Below are 24,790 nucleotides of genomic sequence, written 5' to 3' on the forward strand. Positions count from 1 at the left end.
CGCTAACGTCGGAGAACATGGCCAGGACGGGCGGGCACCGGCGGCGGGCCACGCTGGATTCTCTGGCCGCCGAGCTCAACGTCTCGCGCACCACGATTTCCAACGCGTACAACCGACCGGATCAATTGTCGGCCGATCTGCGTGAGCGGGTGCTGCAAACCGCGAAGCGACTCGGCTATCCGGGTCCCGATCCGGTGGCGCGCTCGCTGCGGACCCGTAAGGCCGGCGCGGTCGGCCTGGTGCTCACCGAGCCGCTGAACTATGCCTTCAGCGATCCCGCGGCGGTGAGTTTCGTCGGCGGGCTGGCGGAGTCTTGTGAACAGGTGGCCCAGGGGCTGCTGCTGGTGGCGGTCGGGCCCGCACGCAGCATCGCCGAAGGGTCGCACGCCGTGCTCAGCGCGGGTGTGGACGGCTTCGTCGTCTACTCGGTGGCCGACGACGACCCCTATCTGCAGGTGGCGCTCGAACGCAACCTGCCTGTGGTCATCGTCGACCAGCCCAAGGACGTCGCGGGTGCGTCGGGTGTGTGCATCGACGACCGGGCGGCGATGCGGGAACTCGCGGATTACGTTGTGCGCCTTGGGCATCGGGACATCGGCCTGCTGACCATGCGGCTGGGTCGTGAGCGCACGACGGCGGCCGCGTCGGTGGCGACGCCAGAGCGGTTGCGCTCAGCGCGTTTTCATGTGCAGCGGGAACGCATCAACGGCGTGCGCGACGCGATGGCGGCCGCCGGCCTCGATCCCGACTCGCTGACCGTGGTGGAGAGTTACGAGCACCTGCCGACGTCGGGTGGCGCGGCCGCAGAGGTGGCGCTCGAAGCCAACCCACGCATCACCGCACTGATGTGCACCGCGGACGTGCTGGCGCTGTCGGCGATGGACTACCTGCGAGCGCGCGGCGTCTACGTGCCGGGGCAGATGACCGTCACCGGCTTCGACGGCGTGCCGGACGCATTGCGTCGGGGGTTGTCCACCGTCGCCCAGCCGAACCTCGAAAAAGGCCGTCTGGCAGGCAAACTCCTGCACACACCGCCGCGCAGCGGGCTCCCGGTCAACGAGGTGCTGCCCACGGAACTGGTCCGCGGCCGCACTGCCGGACCTCCGGCCTGACCGCTCGACCGGTCAGATCTTGGGGTGGTCTTCGTCGCCGATCAGTAGACGCACGGCCAGATCCAGCCGCTTGCTCACATCGGTGGCCGAGGCCCGCCGGGTCAGCCATGCGAGCAGATTGGACAGCCACACGTCCGAGATGACCCGGGCGATGTGGTACTGGTCCTCGGTCGGCTCGCCGTCGCTCATCGCCCGCGCGAACATGCTGTCCATCAGCTTGCCGACGTGGTCCACCTCGCCGGCCGCGGACGCGTCGGCGAATACGAACGCCCGCGTCATCGCCTCGGTCAACAGCGGGTTGCGCTGCATCGCCCGGTTCAGCCGGCTGATCATCTGGTGCAGCCGCTGATAAGGCGTGCCGCCGCCCAGCGACATCCGGTCCGTTTTGGCGTCGATCCGCTCGAACTCCCGCCCCAGCGCAGACACCAGCAGATGCACCTTCGACGGGAAGTACCGATACAGCGTTCCCACCGCCACGTCGGCCCGCTCGGCCACGGCGCGCATTTGCACCGCTTCGTAACCGCCCTTAGAGGCGATAGCCAACGTGGCATCCAAGATGCGCTTGCGACGCTCCCGCTGAGCCTCCGAGCCGAGTTCGGACTCGGCCAGGGCGGCCACCGTCAGAACCTGGGGCTGACGCGGTTCGCTCGACGAGCCGGAACTGGCGTGTGCTGGCGTCGACATGCGGCAAGCGGCTCCTTGTCTTCGTCTACGAGAAGAAACGATACGCATTCCGGCCGTGGATTTCTCGCCGGGAATCGGCCCGCCTACGCTCGTGTCCTGCTCGGATGCATGCCGGTTCGCCAACCGGCACCCGTACTATTAGAACACGTTCTAGTAGGCTGCACGTGTCTTTACCTCACGGCTTAGGAGGCTGACCGTGGCAGCAGCGTCTCCAACTCGGGCAAGCAGCTCGTCGGACGACCAGGCCGCCGCCAGAGAGCTGGTGCGGTCGTGGGCACCGGGGTCGGGGGCCGTCGCGGCCGCGCGGGCCGTCGAGCAAGGTGACCCGGATGCCTGGCAGAAGCCGTTCCGCGGGCTGGCCGAACTCGGCTTCTTCGGGGTGGCGGTGCCCGAGTCACTGTCGGGCGCCGGTGCCGGCGTCGCGGACTTGTGCGCGATGCTCGAGGAGGCCGCCTATGCGCTGGTCCCCGGGCCGGTGGCCACCACCGCGCTGGCCACGCTGCTGCTTGACGACGAACACGTGCTCGCCGAATTGATGTCCGGACAGCGCAGCGCCGGCGTCGCTCTCGACGGCGACCTGAGCGTCGGCGACGGTCGTGTCAGCGGCACCCTGCCGGTTGTGCTGGGCGGCAGGGCCGGCGAGTTCGTCGTGGCCGCGTCCGGCGAGCAGTGGCTGCTGATCGACACCAGCGCCGACGGCGCGACGGTCGAGGTGCTGACGGCCACGGACTTCTCGCGTCCGCTGGCGCGCGTCGTGCTGGACTCTGTACCGGCGGTGACGCTGTCCGTCCCTGGTCGGCGCGCGCACGACCTCGCCGCCACGGTGCTCGCCGCCGAGGCCGCTGGGGTGGCCCGCTGGGCGCTGGACACCGCCACCGAATACGCGAAGGTCCGCGAACAGTTCGGCAAGCCGATCGGCAGCTTTCAGGCGATCAAGCACATCTGCGCGGAGATGCTGTTGCGGGCCGAGCAGGCGTCGGTGGCAGCGGCCGACGCCGCCCGGGCCGCCGACTCTGACGACCGGCAGCTCTCGGTGGCCGCGGCCGTTGCAGCTGCCGTGGGAATCGACGCCGCCAAGGCCAACGCGAAGGATTGCATACAGGTGCTCGGCGGCATCGGGATCACCTGGGAGCACGATGCGCACCTGTATCTGCGTCGCGCACATGCCATTTCGCAAGTGCTCGGCGGTCGGTCGCGCTGGCTGCGCCGGGTCGCCGCCCTCACCCGCGACGGGGTACGCCGCGAATTGCACATCGACCTCGAGGCCGTCGAGGACCTTCGGCCGCAGATCAGAGCCGCGGTCGCCGAGGTGGCGGCGCTGCCCAAGGAGAAGCGTCAGTCCGCGCTGGCCGACTCGGGTCTGTTGGCGCCGCACTGGCCCAAGCCGTACGGCAGAGACGCCTCGCCGGCCGAGCAGTTGCTGATCGACCAGGAGCTGGCCGCGGCCGGGGTCGACCGCCCTGATCTGGTGATCGGCTGGTGGGCGGCGCCGACGATCCTCGAACACGGCAGCCCGGAACAGATCGAGCGCTTCGTGCCCGCGACCCTGCGCGGCGAGCTGACCTGGTGCCAGCTGTTCAGTGAACCCGGCGCCGGCTCGGACCTTGCCGCGCTGCGCACGAAAGCCGTTCGCGCAGAAGGGGGTTGGCGGCTCACCGGGCAGAAGGTGTGGACGTCGGCCGCGCACAAGGCGCACTGGGGGGTGTGCCTGGCGCGCACCGATCCGGACGCCCCGAAACACAAGGGCATCACCTATTTCCTCGTGGACATGAAATCCGAGGGCATCACGATCCGGCCGCTGCGTGAGATCACCGGCGACGAGCTTTTCAACGAGGTGTTCTTCGACGACGTGTTCGTGCCCGACGAGATGGTGGTCGGTGAGGTCAACGACGGCTGGCGGCTGGCGCGCACCACGCTGGCCAACGAACGTGTCGCGATGGCACACGGCACCGCGCTGGGCAATCCGATGGAGCAGCTGCTGGCGACGGTTTCGCAGGCCGACCTCGACCCCGCCGAACAGGATCGGCTGGGTGCGTTGATCGTGGCGGCGCAAGTGGGCTCGCTGTTGGATCAGCGGATCGCCCAACTGGCCGTCGGCGGCAAGGATCCGGGCCCGCAAGCCAGCGCCCGCAAACTCATCGGTGTGCGCTACCGCCAGGAGTTGGCGGAATTCCGGATGGACCTGTCCGAAGGCGCGGGCATCGTGGAGAACCGCGAAGTCCACGACTTCCTCAACACCCGTTGCTTGACCATCGCCGGCGGCACCGAGCAGATCCTGCTGACCATGGCCGCCGAGCGGTTGCTGGGGCTGCCGCGCTGACCGCGGCGTGCGGTCAGCTGAAGGTGGTCTGCGCGCAGGTGGTCGGCGAGGTGATGTTGACGCCGGAGTACACCACCTGGATCTCCGCGCACACGATGTAGTCGGAATTGAACAACGGCTGGCCGGTCTGCCAGTCGGTCGGCTGGCTCTGGCCGGAGATCTGGTACTTCTCCGGCGGTCCGCCGCCGAAGTAGATCGTCGTGATCTCGCGCCGGCCCATCTCCTTGTACTGCCGCGTATTCGCCGCCACCACTTGGGTTTCCAGGTTGTTCAGCCGGTTCGACGAGCGCAGCGTAGTGGTCTGGCGCGCCCACAGGTCGTCCGGAAATCCTTCGATACCGTCGGCTGACCGGCGGTTGGCCGCGACCGTGAAGTAGCACTGTTTGTCGGCCAGCGGGCAATTCGCGGTGACGTGCACTTCCAACTGCATGCCGTCCGGTAGCGGAAACGACGTGTCCTTGGTGTCGGACGCGGCAGAGGCCAGCCCGGGAACGCCGAGCCCAACACCGAGCAGTCCGCCTGCGATGGCTACCGCAACTCGCTTCATGGTGCTCCTCCCCAGCATGCGAAATGGTAGCCGCGGGCTATTCGTCGTAGGTGACTTCGACCGAATCCGACCGCGGGCGGGCCTGACACCCCAGGATCAGCCCTTCGTCGAGGTCCGATTGCTCGAGTACGTCGTTGACCTCCATCTCGACCTCGCCGCTGCGCTTGAGCACCGCACATGCTCCGCAATGTCCCTCGCGGCAAGAGAACGGCGCGTCGAGGCCCTTGTCCAGCAGCACGTCGAGCAGCTTGGCGTTGCGCGGCCAGGAAATTTCATGACACTGGCCGTCGAGGTGCACGATCGCGGTCGCAGGCGGCTCGTCGCTGTCGTCCTCGATCACGACGGCTGCGAACGGATCGGTGTCCAAAGAACGGAAAACCTCGATGTGCAGCCGCTCCTTGGGCACGCCGATGCTTCTCAGCGCGGCTTCGGCGGCGGCCATGAACGGGCCGGGTCCGCAGATGAAGGCGTCGTGCGCGGCGTACGGCGCCATGAGCGCAGCCAGCGCGGCTTGGGTGGGCAGCCCCTGCACGGATTCCAGCCAGTGCATCACGGTGAGCCGGTCAGGGTATTTCGCGGCGAGTTCTCGCAGCGCACCGGCGAAGATCACCGAGTTCTCGTCGCGGTTGGCATAGACGAGGACGACCTTGCCGCTGCCCTCGGCCAGCGCCGACTTGCAGATCGCCATCATCGGGGTGATCCCGCTGCCGGCAGCGACGAGCAAGAAGTCCGTGTCGAGCGTGCGCGGGACGAAGGTTCCCGACGGGGCCAGTACGTGCAGCCGCATCCCGGGGTGCGCGTGATCGCACAGCCAGTTGGACGCGTAGCCGTCGGCTGTGCGTTTGACGGTGACGGCCATCGCGTCGTCGGTGAACGGCGAGGTGCACAGCGAATAGCAGCGCGCGACCGAACCGGTGCGGTCGCTGGGGATCCGCAGCGTCAGGAACTGGCCCGGGGCGTACTGCAGCTTCTGTTCAGAGATTTGTGCGCCGTCGGGCACTTTGAACACCAGAGAGCGCGCGTCGTCGGTCTCCGCGACGACGTCGGCCACCTGCAGTTCCAACACGTGGCTGCCCAGCGGCTCGTCGGTCACGACTCTCCTTCCGGCAGGAACTAGAACATGTTACAGAAATGTGCTTGTCCAGGTCTACCTGCTGCAGGAATGCGGTGCTCGACTAAAATCGTAACGTGTTCTAATCTTGCGACTGAACCGCGACCTTGGAGGCAGCAGTGACGTCCATTCAACAGCGCCCGGTGACCGAAGGGGCCCAGGCGGTGCTCGACGCCGTCGACGAACTACTGCCCAAGCTGCGGCAGCGCGCCCAGGAAACCGAGGAGCTGCGCCGCCTTCCGGACGCTACTGTCAGCGAACTCCAGGAAATCGGCTTTTTCAGGTTGCTGCAGCCGCAGCAGTGGGGCGGCCTGGAATGCGACCCCGCGCTGTTCTACGAGGCGGTTCGCCGACTTGCCAGTGCATGCGGCTCGACCGGCTGGTGTGCGTCGATCATCGGCGTGCACAACTGGCATCTGGCGCTGTTCGACCAGCAGGCCCAAGAAGAGGTGTGGGGCGACGACAGTAACGTCCGCATCTCGTCGTCGTACGCGCCGATGGGTGCGGGGCAGGTGGTCGACGGCGGCTATCTGGTGAACGGGGCCTGGAACTGGTCCTCGGGTTGCGACCACGCCACCTGGACGTTCGTCGGCGGGCCGGTGATCAAGGACGGCAAGCCGGTGGACTTCGGCAGCTTTTTGATTCCGCGCAGCGAGTACCAGATCGACGACGTGTGGCACGTCGTCGGCCTGAAGGGCACTGGATCCAACACGCTGGTGGTCAAAGACGTGTTCGTGCCGCGCCATCGGTTCCTGTCCTACAAGGCGATGAACGACAAGACCGCCGGCGGCCTGCAGACCAACACCGCACCGGTCTACAAAATGCCATGGGGCACAGTGCATCCCACCACAATTTCGGCTCCCATCGTGGGCATGGCCTACGGCGCTTACGAGGCGCATGTCGAGCATCAGGGCAAACGGGTGCGAGCCGCGTTCGCGGGGGAGAAGGCCAAGGACGACCCGTTCGCGAAGGTGCGCATCGCCGAGGCGGCCAGTGACATCGACGCCGCCTGGCGCCAGTTGATCGGCAACGTCAGCGAGGAGTACGCACTGTTGCAGGCGGACAAAGAGATTCCGTTCGAGCTGCGCGCCCGCGCCCGCCGCGACCAGGTGCGCGCCACCGGCCGCGCGATCGCGTCCATCGACCGGCTGTTCGAGGCGTCCGGTGCCACTGCCCTGGCCAATAGCGCTCCGATCCAACGCTTCTGGCGCGACGCCCATGCCGGCCGGGTGCATGCGGCCAACGATCCGGAACGCGCGTACCTGATCTTCGGCAACCACGAGTTCGGCCTGCCGCCGCAGGACACGATGGTCTGATGACGTCTTTCGCCGCCGAAGCCGCTCAGCAGCAAGAGGTCACGTTCGAGTCCACCTCGCGCTACGCGCAGGTGCGCTCGGGTTCTTCGGACATGCGTCTGCACTACCACGAGGCGGGCGTAGGCCACGATCAGACCGTCGTGCTGTTGCACGGCGGCGGCCCGGGCGCGTCGAGTTGGTCGAACTTCTCGCGCAACATCGCGGTGCTGGCCAAGCACTTTCATGTGCTGGCGGTCGATCAGCCCGGCTACGGCCTGTCGGACAAGCACACCGAACACGAGCAGTACAACCGTTACAGTGCAAAAGCTTTGGCGGGACTGTTCGACCATCTGGGCTTACAGCGCGCTGCTCTCGTGGGCAACTCGTTGGGTGGGGGTACCGCGGTGCGGTTCGCGCTCGACTACCCCGACAGAGCCGGGCGGCTGGTGCTGATGGGCCCCGGTGGGTTGAGCGTCAACCTGTTCTCGCCTGACCCCACCGAAGGCGTCAAGCTGCTCGGGAAGTTCTCTGTCGAACCCACCCGCGAGAACTTGGAGAAGTTCTTGCGGATCATGGTGTTCGACCAGAAGCTGATCACCCCTGAACTCGTCGACGAACGCTTCGCGCTGGCCAGCACACCCGAATCGCTGGCGGCCACCAGGGCGATGGGAAAGTCGTTCTCGGGCGCGGATTTCGAGCTCGGCATGATGTGGCGCGAGGCCTACAAGTTGCGCCAGCGCGTGTTGCTGATCTGGGGTCGCGAGGACCGCGTCAACCCACTCGACGGTGCGCTGGTGGCGCTCAAGACCATCCCCCGCGCGCAACTGCACGTGTTCGGCCAGTGCGGACACTGGGCGCAGTTGGAGAAGTTCGACGAATTCAACAAGCTCACCATCGATTTCCTGGGGGAGTGAGGTACGGATGAGCATCCGGTCACTGGCGTATCTACGCATCGAGGCGACGGACGTCGCGGCCTGGCGGGACTATGGCCTGAAGGTGCTCGGCATGGTCGAGGGCAAGGGCCACACCGACGGCGCGCTGTATCTGCGGATGGACGACTTCCCGGCGCGGCTGGTGATCGTTCCGGGGGAGCGCGACCGGCTGCTGGAGTCCGGCTGGGAAACCGCGAATGCCCTTGAGCTGCAAGAGATTCGCAACCGCCTCGACGTGGAAGGCGTGCCGTACAAGGAGGCGACGGCCGCCGAGCTCGCCGACCGCCGGGTCGACGAGATGATCCGGTTCCAGGATCCGTCGGGCAACTGCCTCGAGGTGTTCCACGGTGCGGCACTGGAGCATCGGCGGGTCGTCAGCCCGTACGGCCACAAGTTCGTCACCGGGGAGCAGGGCCTGGGCCACGTTGTGCTGACCACCCGCGACGACGCGGAATCGTTGCACTTCTACCGCGACGTGCTCGGGTTCTACCTTCGCGACTCGATGCGGCTGCCCCCGCAACTCGTCGGCAGGCCCGCCGACGGTCCTCCGGCGTGGCTGCGCTTCTTCGGCTGCAACCCGCGGCACCACAGCCTGGCGTTCATGCCGGGCGAGACGCCCAGCGGCATCGTGCATTTGATGGTCGAGGTGGAGAACTCCGACGACGTCGGGCTGTGCCTCGACCGCGCGCTTCGCCGCAAGGTGCCGATGTCGGCCACCCTCGGGCGCCACGTCAACGACCTGATGCTGTCGTTCTACATGAAGACCCCCGGCGGCTTCGACATCGAATTCGGTTGCGAGGGACGCCAAGTCGACGACCGCGACTGGATCGCTCGGGAAAGCACGGCCGTCAGCTTGTGGGGGCACGACTTCAGCGTCGGCTTCAAGGCCTGAGCTTGTCCGCGCCGATCGACCCGCGCACATTCCGTAGTGTGCTCGGACAGTTCTGCACCGGCATCACGGTGATCACCACGGTGCACGAGGACCGTCCGGTCGGATTCGCGTGCCAGTCGTTCGCGGCGCTGTCGCTGGAGCCGCCGCTGGTGTTGTTCTGCCCCACCAAGGTTTCGCGGTCATGGAAGGCGATCGAGGCCACCGGGCGGTTCTGCGTCAACGTCCTGCACGAGAAGCAGAAGAACGTGTCGGCCCGTTTCGGCTCCAAGGAACCCGACAAGTTCGCCGGAATCGACTGGCATCCCTCGCCGTTGGGTTCCCCGATCATCGACGGTTCGCTGGCGCACATCGACTGCACTGTCGCCTCGGTCCATGAGGGTGGCGATCACTTCGTGGTATTCGGTGCGGTGCAATCACTGTCGGAAGTACCCAAGAAGAAGCCCAGGCCGCTGCTGTTCTACCGCGGCGAGTACACCGGCATCGAGCCCGACAAGAACACCCCTGCGCAATGGCGCGACGACCTCGAGGCGTTCTTGACCGCCACCACGCGCGACACCTGGCTGTAGCCGGTTTCGCGCGTCGCTAGCTGAGTGTCACAAACCGGTGCCGTCCGGCGTCTAGATAGCGGAAGACAACATCCGATCAAGGACGGCAACATGGCTCGCTGGTATGTGTACACAGTGACCGCGCTGGTAGGAGCGGTCACTTTCGGAATCGGGGTCTGGTGCTTGGTCGACCCCAGCTCGTTCGCCCACTTCGTCGACTTCGAAGAACACGAGCATTTCCTGCACGACGTCGGGGCGTTCCAGATCGGCCTTGGCGTCACGCTGCTTCTGGCGCTGATCTGGGGAGACGCGCTGGCCACGGCCATTGCCGGCTTCTTCGTCGCCAACACCGTCCACACCGTCAACCACGTGATGGACCTCGACCTCGGCGGATCCGTCGCTCAGGTGTGGCTGCTCGCGGCAGTGTCCGTCGCCCTGGCGGTCGCGTTCGTCCTGCGGCTGCGCCAACTCGGCTTCGTGGTGGGCGTCGTCAGTTACGCCACCGACCGCACTCTGGCGCCGTTCGTCCGCCAGAAGACGATCAGCCTCACCACTTTCCGCAAGGACGGCACACCCGGCAGCAGCCCGGTCAGCATCGCCGTCGACGGTGACCGCGCATACTTCCGCAGTTTCGATCGGGCGATCAAAGTGCGCCGGATGCGCCGCGACCCGAAGGTGGAGTTCGGCCCGTCCACGGGCTCGGGCAAGCCGACCGGCCCCACGCAACCCGCGCGGGTCAGGCTGCTCGATGGCGAAGAATACCGGAGGGCGGCGCGGCTGCTGCGGCGCAAATATCCGCTCCTGCACGGTGTCATGGTGCCGTTGATGCATCGCCTGATGCGCAAGAAGTTCGGCCACACCGTGCATGTCGAGCTGATTCCGGTGACCGCTGACGAAAGCTAACCTTCGGGCCCGTGGACGGAGACGCAATGAATCACACGCTGGACACCCAAGCCCGAACACGCGAGTTCGCCCGAGTGCTCGGGCCGTTCTTCACGATCGTGCCCGCGATCGTCGCGGCACGCGCGGCCCACATGCGGACACTCCTGGCTGCCTACGAGGCAAACCCGATGTGGCCGTGGGTCCTCGGCGCGTTCCTTCTCATGGGCGGCCTGGTGATCATCGCCCTTCATCAATACTGGCGCGGCGCCGCAGCCATCGTGGTCTCCGCACTGGGCTGGTTCCTCGCGATCCGCGGTGTGCTCCTGCTGGCGGTTCCCGAACCGGTCAACCAAGCGGCTGACGCCCTCACCAGCCCGACAGCTTATGCACTGGTGCGGGTGTTCTTCAGCTGCCTGGCGCTTGCCGGGCTGTATCTGACATACGTGGGTTGGATCGCGCCGCGAAAGCACACCTAGTCAGTCCGCCGAAATGGTATGTAACCGAATGAGTTAGCAATGCACGGCATGGCGGAGGGAGCCCACGCGTGGGTCGAGGGATCAGGGGCGCGGCAGCTGTTTGCGTGGCGCTGTTTGCGGCCGGCTGCGCAGGATCCGACGACGGCGCACCGCATGCTGCGCCGACGCGATCGACGCCCAGCGCGGCGTCGGCGAGCAGCACCGATTCACCGAGCCCCGGGGCGATGACGTTCAGGTATGAGGATGCGTCGTCGCCCGAGGCGGTCCACGGCCGACAGCTCATGACGGATGCGAAGCTTCTCGAGGACGTCACCCAGAACACCAACGACATTCTGAAGCTGCCTTTCGACGTGCCGGTGGTAGGCAAGCAGTGCGACGACGAGAACGCGTTCTGGAGCTCCGACGACAAGACGATCACCCTGTGCTACGAGGATCTGGAACACAGCTACCGGATCTTCGTCGGCGACGGCGACCAAGACCCGGTGACATCGGCGGTCAACTCCGAAGTGGCCACCTACTACCACGAGCTCGGACATGCCGTCCTCGACATATACGACCTGCCCTTCACCGGACGGGAAGAGGATGTGGCCGACCAGCTCTCGGCGTTCATGCTGCTGGCGCCTGGAAGTGACGGAAAGCCTGATCCCAACGGGGTTCGCATCGCCACCGATTTCGCGCGAATGTTCAAGGGCTACAACGACGAATCCGGCGGTGACGCCAACGACTTCCCGTTCTACGACACCCATTCGTTCGACATGACGCGCATGTACAACTTCGAGTGCTGGATCTACGGATCCGATCCGGCGGACAACAAGAACATCGTTACCGACGGTCTGCTCCCGCAGGACCGGGCCGACGGCTGTGAAGACGAGTTCGACAAGATGTCGGCAGCCTGGGACCAGATGCTCGGCCCACATATGAAGTAGCGCAACTATGTTCGCTCGGTCTCAGCGCTGCGCCGCGAGCCACGGCGCAATCCTTCGCAGCGCTTCGTCGATGTCTTCGGTCGGACCGGCGAAGGACAAGCGCACGAACGAGTTTCCGCGCACGGTATCGAAGTCGATGCCCGGTGCGATCGCCACACCCGTGTCGGCCAATAGCTTCGAGCAGAACGACAACGAGTCCGTCGTCACGTCCGAGACGTCGGCATACACGTAGAACGCGCCGTCCGTGGGCGCCAGTCTGTCCAGGCCGATCGCCCGCAATCCGTTCAGCAGCCGATCCCGGTTCACGGCATAGTGGTCCACGCGGGCGTCGGCCTCAGCCACCGACTCCGGCGTGAACGCAGCCACCGCGCCGAACTGTGACAGCCCCGGCGGGCAGATCGTGAAGTTGCCGGTCAGGCAGTCCACCGCCCGCCGCAGCGCCGCAGGCACCAGCAGCCAGCCGATCCGCCAGCCCGTCATCGCGAAGTACTTCGAAAAGCTGTTCACCACAACGGCGTTACGCGACGTCTGCCATGCGCAGCTGGTTTCGGGCGCGCCCGGATAGACCAAGCCGTGGTACACCTCGTCGCTGATCAACTGCACCCCGGTCTCGTCGCACCACGTTGCGATCGCGGCGAGCTCGTCGGGCGGAATCACCGTGCCGGTCGGATTGGCGGGGCTGGCGACCACCACTCCGCGCACCGGCGGCGCCAGCTCGGCGAGCATCTGCGCGGTGGGCTGGAACCGGGTCTCCGGGCCACATGGCAGGTCGACGACCTCACAGCCCAACGCGGACAAGATATTTCGGTAACACGGATAGCCTGGACTGGTGACCACGACGCGGTCGCCCACGTCGAAGCAAGCCAGGAACGCCAGCAGAAAGCCTCCCGACGACCCAGTGGTCACCACGACGTCGTCGGTGTCGACGGAGATGCCGTGCCGGGTCTGGTACGCGCCGGCAATCGCGCTGCGCAGCTCGGGGATACCCAATGCGACGGAATAGCCGAGTTGATTGCGTTCCAGCGCTTGCGCGGCGGCCGCACGCACTGGGCCGGGTGCACCGGCGCTTGGCTGACCGGCGGCCAGGTTCACCAGGTCGCCGTGGGTGCGCTGGCGCTCGTCGGCGGCCAGCCAGACGTCCATCACGTAGAACGGCGGCACACCAGCGCGCAGCGCGACCTGAGTACTCACGCTTGGCTATTCAACACCTCGGACTCCAGCCGCCGTAGGTGATCTCGCGGCTGCCCGAGCAACTGCCTGCTGCCATGTGCCCGTTTGAAGTACAGCTGGATGTCATGCTCCCAGGTGATCGCGATACCGCCGTGCATCTGAATGGCTTCTGCGGCAACAGCATCGAACGCCTCGGTAGCGGCCACACGGGCCAGTGCGGCGGTGGTCGGCGTCGGGTCGGCGACCGCGTCGTCCACGACGGCTCGCGCGGCCGATACGGCGACGTACAGGTCGGCCATCCGGTGCTTGAGAGCCTGAAAACTGCCGATCGGCCGGCCGAACTGGACCCGCTGCTTGGTGTAGTCGACCGTCAATTCCAGGCACCGCTCGGCGGCGCCGATCTGCTCGGCCGCCACCAGGACCGCTGCGGTATCCGCGAGCCCCGGATCGGTGCCCAACACTGCGGTGTCCTGAGCGATCAGCCGCGCCAACCGCCGCGTGGGATCCATCGTGTCGAGCGGGTTGGCGCTGAACGTCGTCCACCGCACCAGCCGCTCACCGTCCGCGGCCACCACAACGTCGGCGATGTCGCCGTTGATCACGTAGTCCGCGTCGAACACCACCGCACCGATCGCAGCGCCCTCAGCAAGCCGGCCCAAGGTGTCGGCGTCCACCTCGTCGGCGGCCAGCAATGCGAGTTCGGCCAGGGTGGTACCGAGCAGCGGTGTGGGCACCAGTCCGCGGGCCAGCTCGGACAACACCGTTGCGGCATCGGCGAGTTCACCACCGGCGCCGCCGAGCTCGTCGGGAATCACCAGAGCCGCGGCACCCACTTGCTCGCATAACAGCTTCCACAGCGACTCGTCGTATCCGCGCTCGGACGCCATCGCCTCACGCACCGCTTCGGGACCGGCGTGCTTGCTGACGAGCCCGCGCACCGTTTCGCGCAACAGGTCCCGTTCGTCGCTCACAGTTCTATCCGTTCTGTGCGCAAGCGGTTCATCACAATGCCTCCAGGACGCGCCGCCGATGGAATGCCGAGTCGCCCCACGCCGACCGCAGCGCCTGCACCCTCAACAACCACAGCGACAGATCGTGCTCCGCTGTGAAACCGATCGCCCCGTGGGTCTGCAGCGCGTGGCGCGCCGCCAGCGTCGCCGCATCTGTCGCCGCAACCTTTGCGGCGCTGACGTCCCGGGCGGCCTCGGCTGAGCCGTCGGCCACCGACAACGCGGCGCCGTACACCAGCGGCCGAGCCATCTCGAGCGCGATGTGCACGTCGGCGAGCTTGTGCTTGATCGCCTGATACGAGCCGATCACCCGGCCGAACTGGCTGCGCTGCTTGGCGTAGTCCACCGCCATCGACAGCATGGCCTGCCCGGCGCCCACCAGCTGAGCGGCGGTGGCCAGCGCCCCGAATTCGAACCCCCGGGTGACGTCGGCCGGCCGGCGCTCACCGGTCGCCGTCACGTCGTAGAGCCGGCGGCTCGGGTCGACGGAATCGTGCGCTTGCTGCGGTGACGCATCGCTGACCTCGCGGTCCGCAGCCAGCAATGTCAGACCCGCCGCCCCGGCGTCGACGGCACGCGGTACCAGCGGCGGCAAGGCGACCGTCGCGATCAGCTCACCGGCCGCCAGCTGTTCGGCGCGGTCATCGTCGGCCATCAGAACCGGCGCCACCGCAACGGATTCCGCAACCGGCCCTGGTACGCACCAACGGCCCAGCCTTTCGAGCGCGACGACGAGGTCTACCGGATGTGCCTCGATACCGCCGAACCGCTCCGGCACGGCGAGCGCGGTGACCCCGAGATCGGCGAGCCGGACCCACACCTTACGGCCGGGCGCGGTGTCGCCGGCCGCCCACGCCCGCACCGCCGACGGCATGTCCGCGCTGCCCAAGGCAGCGTCGATGCTTGCGGCGAAGTCCCGCTGTTGTTCGTCGAGAGCGAATCTCACTTGGCCTTCTCCCGCGGCAGACCGAGCAACCGCTCGGCGATGATGTTGCGCTGAATCTCGTTGGTGCCCGCATAGATCGGGCCGCCCAGCGCAAACAGCAGACCTTCGTTCCACGGATCGGCAAGCTCGCCATCGGCGCCTTGAATGTCGAGCGCGGTCTGGTGTATTGCGACGTCGAGATCGCTCCAGAACACCTTGGTCACCGACGATTCGGCACCTAGCTCGCCGCCGTCGGCCAGCCGCGTCACGGTGCCGAACGTGTGCAGTCGGTAGGCCTGCGCCTTGATCCACGCGTCGGCAACACGCGCACCGAACTCGTTGCCGCCCTTAGCTTTCCACAGCTGAGCCACCCGTTCGGCGGCGGCGACGAAGCGGGCCGGGCTGCGCAGTGACATGCCGCGCTCGTTGCTCGACGTGCTCATCGCCGCGCGCCAGCCGTCATGCGGTGTGCCGATCACATCCTCGTCTGGCACAAACACGTCGTCGAGGAAAATCTCGCCGAACCCGGTGTCGCCGTTGAGTTGTGCGATCGGCCGCACTGTCACACCTTCGGTGCGCAGCGAGAACATGAAATAGGTCAATCCTCGATGCCGTTCGGCCTGTGGGTCGGAGCGAAACAGCCCGAAGGCCTTGTCGCCGAACACCGCTCGTGAGCTCCAGATCTTCTGGCCGTTCAACAGCCAGCCGCCGTCGGTCTTGGTGGCCGTCGACCGCAGCGACGCGAGGTCGCTGCCCGACTCCGGTTCGGACCATGCTTGAGCCCAGATCTCCTCGCCGCTGGCCATCTTCGGCAGCACACGGTCGAGTTGGTCCTCGGTGCCATGCGCGAACAGCGTGGGCGCCAGCATGGACGTGCCGTTCGCGCTGGCGCGTCCCGGCGCACCCGCGCGGAAGTACTCCTCCTCGAACACCAGCCACTGCAGCAGGCTGGCGTCGCGGCCGCCATACTTTCGGGGCCATGTGACCACCGACAGCCCGGCGTCGAACAACACCTTGTCCCAATGCCGGTGCTGCTCGAACCCTTCGGCTGTGTCGTACGACTTCGTCGGAAACGACGCCTTGTTGGCCGCCAGGAAGTCGCGGACTTCAGCGCGGAAGTCTTCGGTGGCTTCGTCGAAATCCAGATCCATCACGCCATCTCTCGCAGTTGTGTCTTGAGCACTTTGCCGCCCAGGTTGCGCGGCAGTGAGTCACAGAACACCACCGACCGCGGAGTCTTGAAGTTCGCCAAATGCTCTCGGCTGAAAGCGATCACGTCTTGCTCGACAAGGTCGGCACCTGGCCGGCGCACCACGAACGCTTTGCCCACCTCGCCGAGGCGTTCGTCGGGCACGCCGATCACCGCCACGTCGGCGACCCCGTCCAGGCGCATCAACGTCTGCTCGACTTCAGCCGGGTACACATTGAACCCGCCGCAGATGTACATGTCCTTGAGCCGGTCGGTGATCCGCAGATTCCCCGCCGCATCCAGGGTTCCGACATCCCCGGTATGCAGCCAGCCCTCGGCGTCGATCGCCGCCGCAGTGGCCTCGGGGTCGTCGAGATAGCCGAGCATCACATTCGGCCCGCGCAGCAGCACCTCACCCGGTGTCGTCTCGTCGGGCGCGTCGATGCGCAGCTCGAAGTCGGCGATCGGGCGACCGCACGTCGTCGCGACCGTCACGGCGTCGTCCTCTGGACGGCACATGGTGCCGAATCCGCTTGCCTCCGTGAGCCCGTACGCCGTCAGCACGATGTCGATGTCGAGTTCGGACTGCATGCGCTCGATCAAGACCACCGGCACCGTGGCCGCGCCCGTCACCGCGAACCTCAGCGAGCTCAGGTCGAAGTCCGCGCGGCCCGGATGGTCCAGCAGTGTCTGATAGATCGTCGGCGGCCCGGGCAGCACCGTGATCCGCTGGTCCTGCACCGCCCGCATCGCCTGCACCGGATCGAACGTCAGCTGCGGAATCAGGGTGGCCCCTGTCTGCAGACACGCCAAAATGCCGGCCTTGTAACCGAAGTTGTGGAAGAACGGGTTGATGCACAGATAGCGGTCGTCGCTGGTGACCTTGCCGCACGCCGCCCACGCAGCCGACGCCGACAGCGACTGCCGGTGCGCGCACAGCACTCCTTTGCTGCGCCCGGTGGTGCCGGACGTGAACAAGATGTCGCTGACGTCGTCGCCGCGCACGTTCGCCGCCCGGGCGTCGACGGCGTCGAGGTCGGTGCCGAGCGCGACGAACTCGTCCCACGGAAGGTGATCTGCGACGGGGCCTTCGACCGGAACTCGCACGATGTGCCGCAGCGACGGCAGTGCGTCCGTCGGCAATCCGGCGACCCGGTCGGCGCCCAGAAACGGGCCCATTGCGACGAGCAGCGGCGCGCCGGTGCGGGCCAGTATGTCGGCCGCCTCGTTCGCGGTGTAGCGGGTGTTGAGCGGCACCATCACCGCACCGGCGTGGTGGACGGCCAGGCACGCGACCACCCAATGCCAGGTGTTTGGCGACCAGATGGCGACCCGGTCACCCGGCTGCACGCCGAGCGCGATCATTGCCGCCGCGGCGCGTCGCACCTCGGCGCGCAACTGTCGAAACGTGAAGCGGCGATCCTGTGAGGCCAGCGCCTCGTGATCGGGCAACTGTCGTGCCATCCGCTCCAGCACCGCCGGAACGGTGAGCGGATCGTCCCCTGCCTTCCGGGCGTGGGCCCACGTCATGGACGCTCCTCTAACAAAGCAAGTGCTTGGTAGGTTAGCCTACAGGGGTGAACGAGGTCCAGGAGTTCAGGGCCGAGGTGCGCGCCTGGCTGGCCGACAACCTCGTCGGCGACTTCGCCCAGCTCAAAGGGCTCGGCGGTCCAGGCCGAGAGCACGAGGCGTTCGAGGAACGACTCGAGTGGAACCGGCGACTGGCCGCCGCCGGGCTCACCTGCCTGGGGTGGCCGAAGGAGCACGGTGGCCGCGGCCTGTCGGTGGCGCATCGGGTGGCGTTCTACGAGGAGTACGCGCTGGCCAACGCGCCCGCCAAGGTCAACCACTTCGGCGAAGAACTGCTGGGGCCGACGCTGATCGAGTTCGGAACGCCTGAACAGCAGAAGCGGTTCCTGCCCAGAATCCTCGATGTCACCGAGCTGTGGTGTCAGGGTTACTCCGAGCCCGGCGCCGGCAGCGACCTGGCCAATGTGTCGACCACCGCGGTGCTCGACGGCGACCAGTGGGTGATCAACGGCCAGAAGATCTGGACATCGCTGGCGCAGTGGGCGCAATGGTGCTTCGTGGTCGCGCGTACCGAGAAGGGCTCCAAGCGTCACGCCGGCCTGTCCTATCTGCTGGTGCCGCTGGACCAGCCCGGCGTCGACATCCGGCCGATCAACCAGCTCACCGGCGACTCAGAGTTCAACGAGGTCTTCTTCGACGACGCGCGCACCGACGCGAATCTGGTGGTCGGCGAACCTGGCGACGGCTGGCGCATCGCGATGGGCACGCTGACGTTCGAGCGCGGCGTCTCGACATTGGGCCAGCAGATCGTCTACGCCCGCGAGCTGTCCGGGATCGCCGAGCTGGCGCAGTGCAACGGCGCTGCCGACGACCCGCTGATCCGCGAGCGGCTGGCCCGCGCGTGGGCCGGGTTGCGCGCGATGCGGTCCTACGCGTTGGCGACGATGGACGTGGAGCGTCCGGGGAGCCGGATGGCCGGCGACATCTACAAGGGCCAAGACAATGTGTCGAAGTTGTTGTGGGCCAACTGGCATCGCGATCTCGGCGAGCTCGCCATGGACATCGCCGGCAAGGCGGGCATGGTCAAGCGGGACGGCGACTTCGACGAATGGCAGCGGCTGTTCCTGTTCTCGCGCGCAGACACCATCTACGGCGGGTCCAACGAGATCCAGCGCAACATCATCGCCGAGCGGGTGCTCGGGCTGCCCCGGGAGGTGAAGGGCTGAATGACGTTGACGCATGCCCCGAAAGAGATTGAGGGACACGGGCTTCTGACCGGCAAGGTCGTCGTCGTGACGGCTGCCGCGGGCACTGGCATCGGATCGGCTACCGCCCGTCGAGCCCTGCTGGAAGGCGCCGACGTGGTGGTGTCGGACTACCACGAGCGCCGGCTCGAGGAGACCCGTGACGAGTTGACCGCGCTGGGCCTGGGGCGAGTGGAAAGCGTGTTGTGCGATGTGACGTCCAGCGTTCAGGTCGACGCGCTGATCGCGTCGACGACGGCGCGGATGGGCCGGCTCGACGTGCTGGTGAACAACGCCGGCCTGGGCGGTGAGACACCCGTGGTCGACATGACCGACGAGCAATGGGACCGCGTGCTCGACGTGACGCTGAACTCGGTGTTCCGTGCCACCCGTGCGGCGCTGGCCTACTTCCGCGAGGCCAAGCACGGCGGTGTGATCGTCAACAACGCCAGCGTGCTGGGCTGGCGGGCACAGTACGGCCAGGCGCACTACGCGGCCGCGAAGGCCGGGGTGATGGCGCTGACCCGCTGTTCGGCGATCGAGGCGGTGGAGTTCGGGGTGCGGATCAACGCGGTGGCGCCCAGCATCGCGCGGCACAAGTTCTTGGACAAGGTCACCTCGCCCGAGTTGCTGGACAGGCTCTCCGCCGGTGAGGCGTACGGTCGCGCAGCAGAGCCGTGGGAGGTGGCGGCGACGATCGCTTTCCTGGCCAGCGATTACTCGAATTACCTTACCGGCGAAGTGATTTCGGTGTCGAGCCAGCATCCATGAGTGAGCAGCAGGTCAGCAGACGCGACGAGCTCCTGGAGCTCGCGGCGAGCATGTTCGCCGAGCGGGGGTTGCGCGCGACCACGGTTCGCGACATCGCGGACCGTGCCGGCATCCTCTCGGGCAGCCTGTACCACCACTTCGCGTCGAAAGAAGAAATGGTCGACGAGGTGCTGCGCGACTTCCTCGATTGGCTGTTCGCGCGTTATAAGCACATCATCGACACCGAGCCGAATCCGTTGGAACGGCTCAAGGGCCTGTTCATGGCGTCGTTCGACGCGATCGAGAATCGCCACGCCCAGGTGGTGATCTACCAGGACGAGGCCAAGCGCCTGCTGGGGCAGCCACGGTTTTCCTACCTGGAGGAGTTGAACCGACAGCAGCGGCAGATGTGGGTCGACGTGCTGCAGCAGGGCATCAAGGAGGGCTACTTCCGGCCCGACCTCGATGTCGATTTGGTGTACCGGTTCATCCGTGACACCACGTGGGTCTCGGTGCGCTGGTATCAGCCCGGCGGACCTCTGACGGCCGAACAGGTTGGCCGCCAGTATCTTTCGATCGTCCTCGGCGGAATCGAAGCCGAGCAGTAAGGGTGAGGAGTCTCAACATGCCCGAGGCATACATCGTCGATGCTGTGCGCACCGCCGTCGGCAAGCGCAACGGCGCACTGGCCAAAGTGCATCCAATTGACTTGGGCGTGCACGCATTTCGCGGAATCTTCGATCGGGTCGACATCGACCCGGCGGCTGTGGACGACGTGATCGTCGGATGCGTCGACGCGATCGGCGGACAGGCCGGCAACATCGGCCGCAACGCGTGGCTGGCCGCCGGGTACCCCGAAGAGGTGCCCGGTGTCACCGTCGACCGGCAGTGCGGTTCCAGCCAGCAGGCGATTTCGTTCGGCGCGCAAGCGATCATGTCCGGCACAGCAGACGTCATCCTTGCCGGCGGCATGCAGAACATGAGCCAGATCCCGATCGCCTCGGCGATGGTGGTCGGTAAAGAGTTCGGGTTCACGTCGCCGACGGGGGAGTCGGAGAATTGGCGGCATCGCTACGGCGACGAGGAGATCTCGCAGTTCCGCGGTGCAGAGCTGATCGCCGAGAAGTGGAACCTGTCGCGCGAGGAAATGGAGCAGTATGCGCTGACCAGCCACCAGCGTGCGCTGGCCGCGATCCGTGCGGGGCATTTCGACAACGAGATCATCCCGGTCAACGGGTTCAGCGTCGACGAGGGGCCGCGCGAGACGTCGCTGGAGAAAATGGCCGCGCTGCCAACGCTTTCCGAGGGCGGCCGGTTGACCGCAGCAGTGGCCAGCCAGATATCCGACGGGGCCAGTGCGGTGCTGCTGGCATCCGAGCAGGCTGTCGCCGACCACAAGCTCAAGCCCCGCGCCCGTATTCACCACATCAGCGCGCGCGGCGCCGATCCGGTGTTCATGCTCACCGGCCCCATCCCGGCCACCCGGTACGCGCTGGAGAAGACGGGGCTGTCGATCGACGATATCGACGTCGTCGAGATCAACGAGGCGTTCGCGCCGGTGGTGATGGCCTGGATGAAGGAGACCAAGGCAGACCCGGCGAAGGTCAACCCGAACGGCGGCGCGATCGCATTGGGCCATCCGCTGGGCGCAACGGGCGCAAAGCTTTTCGCGACCATGCTCAACGAGCTCGAGCGCGTCGGCGGCCGCTACGGTTTGCAGACCATGTGCGAGGGTGGCGGCACCGCCAACGTCACGATCATCGAGCGGCTGTAATCCCCGCAGTACCGCGAGCGTGCGTGTCGGTACGCAACACGCCGAGGAATTCCGTACATCGGCGCACGGTCGCGGCGAAGGTTACGCACGCTGATGCTATTCCGGTCCGATGACACGGCACGTCGTCGAGCACAACAACAACGTCCCGGACGGCGGCGGCGAATGCGGCGGCGGCGGCGCAGCGGGAGCCGGCGATGTTGCGGGCCCGTGCGGTGGTGGTGCGCTGGGCGCCGGCGTCGAGGTGGTGAGGTGGCCAGCCGCGAAAGTCGCTGCTTGGTCGACCATCCCGGCTTCCTCGTAGTGCATGTGCGCGTTGAAGTTGCTGCCAGCAGAGCAGATTGGGTCGTCGTCGACGCACAGATCAATGGTCTTGTCCGCATACAGCGGCCCGATTGTGATCGGCGGCTGGTTGATCGCCCGCATGAACCGGCTGTTGGGCTTGCCGAACAAGGCGACTGCGGCGACGTGGTCGGCGACGTCGGCCGGCATAGGGTTGGGCACTCCCTCGGGCGCTCCGTCCGGGACGACCGCGGCGGTGACGAAACCCATCACTGCCGCTCCTTGGGAGAATCCGCCCAGCACCAGTTTCGTCGCGGGGCAGTTCGCCGCCATCGACGTGATATGGGTTCGTGCGTCGGTGATTCCGTCCACCGCGGTGGGAAAGTCGGTGGTGGCCGGGTAGTCGACGGGATACACCCGGATCGATTTCGGGCCGACGCGGGCTTGCAGTGCGTCGACGAAGGCCTGACCGGTGTAGCCGACACCAGGTTGCTCGGTGGTGCCTCGCGCGAATACGACCTCGACGTCCGGGCACGGTTGAGCGGACGCCGCCGGTCCGATCGGGCTCAGTGCCGCTGCGATCGCGGTGGCACCCCCGATGAAGATGAAATGGCCTCTGCCCACGGCGGACATGCTGGCACACGGTGTTGACGGCCGCGACCCTAAAGGTCAACGGTATATAAACGCTGGGTGAACTGCGGTCGCCGCTCGGCGGCGGGAGCACGAGAAGTGACGAAACTCATTGCGCCAGAACGAGACACACGCCGCCCAGTGCAACGATCCAGCTGGCGAAGCTGCCGACCAGAAAGTACTCGGTGACGTCGTCGATGCCAATGGTGCCGTTCTCGCGGGCTTTCTGCGCATTGATCTCCGGGAACCGGATGATGCTCTTGGCGGCCACCACCGCCGAGGCGGCCGCCAGCTGACCGCTCACGCCCAGCCCCAGGATCAGCAGCCGCTCCATCGGCCCGAGGAGCCGCCCACCTTTGAGTCGATCTGACGGCTGCGGCACACCGGCCGGCCGCACTGCGCCAACGGAACCCAGGACCAGCCGCACCAATTGGTTGCCGGTGACCAGCTGCAACAGGACCACACCAACGGTCATCAGCAGCTGGGTCGGCGAAATGCCACCGAGGGGCAGATCAGTCCAGTGAGCCCAGCGCGCCACCACGCCGCGCACCGGAGATGCCCAGCCGGACAACACGATCAACAGCAAGCCTGACCCGAAGAATGTCAGCAGCGGCGCGAGCACGTGCGTGCCGCTGCGCTCGGCCCGTCGACACAGCACCTGCCACACCACGGTCGCCACCGCGGCGACGAGCAGCAGCACGACATCGCCGGCGTGCCACAGCGCCGACAGCGCCGCGACCGCGGCCACCACCAGCGGGCCGACCACAATCGCCACCCGCTGAAAACCCCGCAGCGCATCGGCGAGGCCGATCGCGATGAGCATGACCGCCAACACGCTCACGAGATGCCCCGCAAATGCTGTGACGCCGCGACGATCAGATCGAGCCCGTCGCGGCCGGCGCGCTGTGACACCGCGGACGGGCTGATGCCCTCCGCGGCGGCGATGTCCTTCTTCGCTTGGTTGTCCATCAGCGCCCTGAGAATTCGCAGCGATCGGTCGTCGAGTGATCCAAGCAGATGGTCCCGACACATCAGCGCCGCGTTGACCGCATCCACGTCATCGCGGTCAGCGGCGCGAAACGTCGTGCGCACCATCGCGAGGCCCGGTTGCCGCTGGGCTGCGGCCGTCTGCTCGATCGCGTCGCGCGCCGCCCACCAGCCCGGTCCGTCCTGGATCCGCGCCCGCTCGTCGAGCACCCGCACCTCGCCCCACCCGATTCCGAACCGCACGTCGATCGAAGGTGCGACGGCCAGCCGCACGCGCAGTGCGGCGTCGATCGCGGCGCCGACGGATGGGTAGCTTCCCTGGAATTCGTCGCCGACCGTGAAGGCCGGCGCATCGATCGCCGCCGCGGCAACGGAGCGCAGCGCGGCGGCCACCCGGCGGTGCAACTCGGCGCGGTCCGTAGCTTGTCGCGATCCAACCACGTCGCCGATCAGGGCAGCGCACCGCTGCGCTGAAGCTGTAGTCTTCATCCGCGACATATGAAGACTATACCTTAATTCAGCGTGACTTCAGCTATTCTCTTAACCTTGCTGGTCGAGAAGCCAGGTCACATCGTCAGCACCATGCGGTAGCGTGCCCGGCCTTGCTCCATCGCCGCGTACGCATCGGCGGCCTGGGCAAGCGGTCGTTCCTCGATGCGGGCGCGAACGCCAGAGAGGACAGCGAAATGCATGGTTTCTTCGACGTCGCGTGCGGTACCGGACGGGTGGCCGCTGACGGAGAGCGCCGGCTGGATCAACTGCGCAGAGCTGATCGGCAACGGCTCAGCCGTGACACCGACGACCACGAGCTGCCCGCGCGGCTGCAAGCCCCCGACCGTCTGTCCGATCGCCGCAGCTTTTCCCGCCGTCGCCAGCACGGCCGCCACACCGCCGAGCGCCTGGAGCGCTTCGCTGACGTCGCCGACGGTGGAGTCGACATAGTGGTGCGCGCCCAGCGCGCGGGCATCCTCGGCTTTGTCCGGGCCTCGTGCGATCGCGACCGTTTCGAAGCCCATCGCCCGCGCGAACTGCACCCCGAGGTGGCCCAGACCACCGACGCCCAGAACGGCTACCCGTTCACCGGGCACCGCGCTGGTGTGCCGAAGCGCGTTGTAAGTGGTGACGCCTGCGCATCCCATCGGCGCCGCCTCGGCGAACGAGAGCTCGTCGGGGATGCGCGCCGCCGCGTTGGCCGGCACGATCACCGACTGGGCGTACCCGCCGGGATAGTCCACGCTGGGAATCTGGCCGTACTGGCAATGAATGAAAAGCCCCTTGCGGCACGGAATGCAGTGACCGCAGTGACCTCCGAACCAGCCGACGCCCACGCGGTCACCGACCGAGAAAGTCTCGACGTCCTCGCCGATTTCGGCGACGGTACCGGCGATCTCATGCCCGGGTGTCAGCGGGAAGGTGACGCCCGGAAACGCGCCGTTGACGATTGCGCGGTCGGTGCCGCAGACACCGCACGCCGCGACGTCGATGCGGACGTGACCGCGGCCCGGAGATCGTGTCTGGACATCACCAACCTGCAGCTGGCCCCCAGTGGACTTGACGAGAACCGCGTGGTGTGTGGCCAC

The 24,790-nt window shown here is 66.8% G+C and carries 25 protein-coding genes; 13 read left to right on the forward strand and 12 right to left on the reverse strand.

What is annotated here, in order from left to right:
• Positions 1-17 precede the first annotated feature (17 nt).
• Positions 18-1,112 carry an Rv3575c family transcriptional regulator gene (locus tag AC5Y39_RS18495; RefSeq protein ID WP_500020767.1) on the forward strand — a complete coding sequence of 365 codons (1,095 nt, stop codon included), beginning with the start codon at positions 18-20 and terminating at the stop codon, positions 1,110-1,112.
• Between the two features lie 12 nt (positions 1,113-1,124).
• Here the strand turns inward: AC5Y39_RS18495 and kstR are convergent, their stop codons facing one another.
• Positions 1,125-1,730 (reverse strand): cholesterol catabolism transcriptional regulator KstR, encoded by a 606-nt coding sequence (kstR, locus tag AC5Y39_RS18500; RefSeq protein ID WP_499907489.1) that lies wholly within the window; start codon positions 1,728-1,730, stop codon positions 1,125-1,127.
• A 262-nt stretch (positions 1,731-1,992) separates the two neighbouring features.
• Here kstR and AC5Y39_RS18505 point away from each other — a divergent pair, with 262 nt between their 5' ends.
• Positions 1,993-4,116, forward strand: coding sequence for an acyl-CoA dehydrogenase family protein (locus tag AC5Y39_RS18505; RefSeq protein WP_500020765.1), 2,124 nt, complete (start codon positions 1,993-1,995; stop codon positions 4,114-4,116).
• A 13-nt stretch (positions 4,117-4,129) separates the two neighbouring features.
• Here the strand turns inward: AC5Y39_RS18505 and AC5Y39_RS18510 are convergent, their stop codons facing one another.
• A complete protein-coding gene (locus AC5Y39_RS18510) occupies positions 4,130-4,663 on the reverse strand; it encodes a hypothetical protein (RefSeq protein ID WP_500020763.1) in 534 nt (177 codons plus the stop codon).
• Between the two features lie 37 nt (positions 4,664-4,700).
• Positions 4,701-5,756, reverse strand: a complete 1,056-nt coding sequence (locus AC5Y39_RS18515; protein WP_500020760.1) for a 2Fe-2S iron-sulfur cluster-binding protein — start codon at positions 5,754-5,756, stop codon at positions 4,701-4,703.
• 137 nt (positions 5,757-5,893) lie between these two features.
• On the opposite strand from AC5Y39_RS18515, the gene hsaA reads away from it, so the two are divergent.
• From hsaA to AC5Y39_RS18550, 7 genes are all read left to right on the forward strand, one after another.
• Positions 5,894-7,090 carry a 3-hydroxy-9,10-secoandrosta-1,3,5(10)-triene-9,17-dione monooxygenase oxygenase subunit gene (gene hsaA, locus AC5Y39_RS18520; RefSeq protein ID WP_500020758.1) on the forward strand — a complete coding sequence of 399 codons (1,197 nt, stop codon included), beginning with the start codon at positions 5,894-5,896 and terminating at the stop codon, positions 7,088-7,090.
• Positions 7,090-7,983: a 4,5:9,10-diseco-3-hydroxy-5,9,17-trioxoandrosta-1(10),2-diene-4-oate hydrolase gene (hsaD, locus tag AC5Y39_RS18525; RefSeq protein ID WP_500020756.1), complete on the forward strand. Its 894-nt coding sequence runs from the start codon at positions 7,090-7,092 to the stop codon at positions 7,981-7,983. The genes hsaA and hsaD overlap by 1 nt, the downstream gene beginning before the upstream one ends.
• 7 nt (positions 7,984-7,990) lie before the next feature.
• A complete protein-coding gene (hsaC, locus tag AC5Y39_RS18530; RefSeq protein WP_500020754.1) occupies positions 7,991-8,893 on the forward strand; it encodes an iron-dependent extradiol dioxygenase HsaC in 903 nt (300 codons plus the stop codon).
• A gap of 2 nt (positions 8,894-8,895) precedes the next feature.
• A complete protein-coding gene (gene hsaB, locus AC5Y39_RS18535; RefSeq protein ID WP_500020752.1) occupies positions 8,896-9,459 on the forward strand; it encodes a 3-hydroxy-9,10-secoandrosta-1,3,5(10)-triene-9,17-dione monooxygenase reductase subunit in 564 nt (187 codons plus the stop codon).
• A 90-nt stretch (positions 9,460-9,549) separates the two neighbouring features.
• Positions 9,550-10,341, forward strand: a complete 792-nt coding sequence (locus tag AC5Y39_RS18540; RefSeq protein WP_500020750.1) for a PPOX class F420-dependent oxidoreductase — start codon at positions 9,550-9,552, stop codon at positions 10,339-10,341.
• A gap of 26 nt (positions 10,342-10,367) precedes the next feature.
• The gene (locus AC5Y39_RS18545) at positions 10,368-10,796 is read left to right on the forward strand and encodes a hypothetical protein (RefSeq protein WP_500020748.1); all 429 of its coding nucleotides are present in this window, start codon (positions 10,368-10,370) and stop codon (positions 10,794-10,796) included.
• Between the two features lie 68 nt (positions 10,797-10,864).
• The gene (locus AC5Y39_RS18550) at positions 10,865-11,722 is read left to right on the forward strand and encodes a DUF4344 domain-containing metallopeptidase (protein ID WP_500020746.1); all 858 of its coding nucleotides are present in this window, start codon (positions 10,865-10,867) and stop codon (positions 11,720-11,722) included.
• Positions 11,723-11,743: 21 nt separating this feature from the next.
• Here AC5Y39_RS18550 and AC5Y39_RS18555 read toward each other — a convergent pair whose 3' ends face one another.
• Genes AC5Y39_RS18555 through fadD3 form a run of 5 tightly spaced genes read right to left on the reverse strand, consistent with a single transcriptional unit; the run spans position 11,744 to position 17,546 of the window.
• Positions 11,744-12,913 carry a pyridoxal phosphate-dependent aminotransferase gene (locus tag AC5Y39_RS18555; protein ID WP_500020744.1) on the reverse strand — a complete coding sequence of 390 codons (1,170 nt, stop codon included), beginning with the start codon at positions 12,911-12,913 and terminating at the stop codon, positions 11,744-11,746.
• Complete coding sequence (gene ipdE2 / locus AC5Y39_RS18560; RefSeq protein WP_500020742.1) at positions 12,910-13,863, reverse strand: acyl-CoA dehydrogenase IpdE2; 954 nt, start codon at positions 13,861-13,863, stop codon at positions 12,910-12,912. Before ipdE2 ends, AC5Y39_RS18555 begins: the two co-directional genes overlap by 4 nt.
• Before the next feature lie 31 nt (positions 13,864-13,894).
• A complete protein-coding gene (locus AC5Y39_RS18565) occupies positions 13,895-14,848 on the reverse strand; it encodes an acyl-CoA dehydrogenase family protein (protein ID WP_500020740.1) in 954 nt (317 codons plus the stop codon).
• Positions 14,845-15,978, reverse strand: a complete 1,134-nt coding sequence (locus tag AC5Y39_RS18570) for an acyl-CoA dehydrogenase family protein (RefSeq protein WP_500020738.1) — start codon at positions 15,976-15,978, stop codon at positions 14,845-14,847. The genes AC5Y39_RS18565 and AC5Y39_RS18570 overlap by 4 nt, the downstream gene beginning before the upstream one ends.
• Positions 15,978-17,546, reverse strand: coding sequence for a 3-((3aS,4S,7aS)-7a-methyl-1,5-dioxo-octahydro-1H-inden-4-yl)propanoate--CoA ligase FadD3 (gene fadD3, locus AC5Y39_RS18575; RefSeq protein WP_500020736.1), 1,569 nt, complete (start codon positions 17,544-17,546; stop codon positions 15,978-15,980). The genes AC5Y39_RS18570 and fadD3 overlap by 1 nt, the downstream gene beginning before the upstream one ends.
• Before the next feature lie 47 nt (positions 17,547-17,593).
• Between fadD3 and ipdE1 the strand changes: the two genes are divergently transcribed.
• From ipdE1 to fadA6, 4 genes are read left to right on the forward strand one after another with little or no spacing between them, the layout of a single operon-like run.
• Positions 17,594-18,772: an acyl-CoA dehydrogenase IpdE1 gene (gene ipdE1, locus AC5Y39_RS18580; protein ID WP_500020734.1), complete on the forward strand. Its 1,179-nt coding sequence runs from the start codon at positions 17,594-17,596 to the stop codon at positions 18,770-18,772.
• Positions 18,773-19,561 (forward strand): (5R,7aS)-5-hydroxy-7a-methyl-1-oxo-2,3,5,6,7,7a-hexahydro-1H-indene-carboxyl-CoA reductase, encoded by a 789-nt coding sequence (ipdF, locus tag AC5Y39_RS18585; protein WP_500020732.1) that lies wholly within the window; start codon positions 18,773-18,775, stop codon positions 19,559-19,561.
• Positions 19,558-20,148 carry a TetR family transcriptional regulator KstR2 gene (kstR2, locus tag AC5Y39_RS18590; RefSeq protein ID WP_500020730.1) on the forward strand — a complete coding sequence of 197 codons (591 nt, stop codon included), beginning with the start codon at positions 19,558-19,560 and terminating at the stop codon, positions 20,146-20,148. Before ipdF ends, kstR2 begins: the two co-directional genes overlap by 4 nt.
• Before the next feature lie 17 nt (positions 20,149-20,165).
• Positions 20,166-21,314, forward strand: a complete 1,149-nt coding sequence (gene fadA6, locus AC5Y39_RS18595) for a steroid 3-ketoacyl-CoA thiolase FadA6 (RefSeq protein ID WP_500020728.1) — start codon at positions 20,166-20,168, stop codon at positions 21,312-21,314.
• A gap of 96 nt (positions 21,315-21,410) precedes the next feature.
• On the opposite strand, the gene AC5Y39_RS18600 is transcribed toward fadA6, so the two are convergent.
• The 4 genes from AC5Y39_RS18600 to AC5Y39_RS18615 form a co-directional block, all read right to left on the reverse strand.
• Positions 21,411-22,217, reverse strand: a complete 807-nt coding sequence (locus tag AC5Y39_RS18600) for a cutinase family protein (protein ID WP_500020726.1) — start codon at positions 22,215-22,217, stop codon at positions 21,411-21,413.
• 115 nt (positions 22,218-22,332) lie between these two features.
• Complete coding sequence (locus tag AC5Y39_RS18605) at positions 22,333-23,064, reverse strand: hypothetical protein (RefSeq protein WP_500020724.1); 732 nt, start codon at positions 23,062-23,064, stop codon at positions 22,333-22,335.
• Positions 23,061-23,708: a SatD family protein gene (locus AC5Y39_RS18610; protein WP_500020722.1), complete on the reverse strand. Its 648-nt coding sequence runs from the start codon at positions 23,706-23,708 to the stop codon at positions 23,061-23,063. The genes AC5Y39_RS18605 and AC5Y39_RS18610 overlap by 4 nt, the downstream gene beginning before the upstream one ends.
• A gap of 68 nt (positions 23,709-23,776) precedes the next feature.
• A complete protein-coding gene (locus tag AC5Y39_RS18615) occupies positions 23,777-24,790 on the reverse strand; it encodes an alcohol dehydrogenase catalytic domain-containing protein (protein WP_500020720.1) in 1,014 nt (337 codons plus the stop codon).

This window comes from Mycobacterium sp. NGS39 (assembly GCF_059812765.1).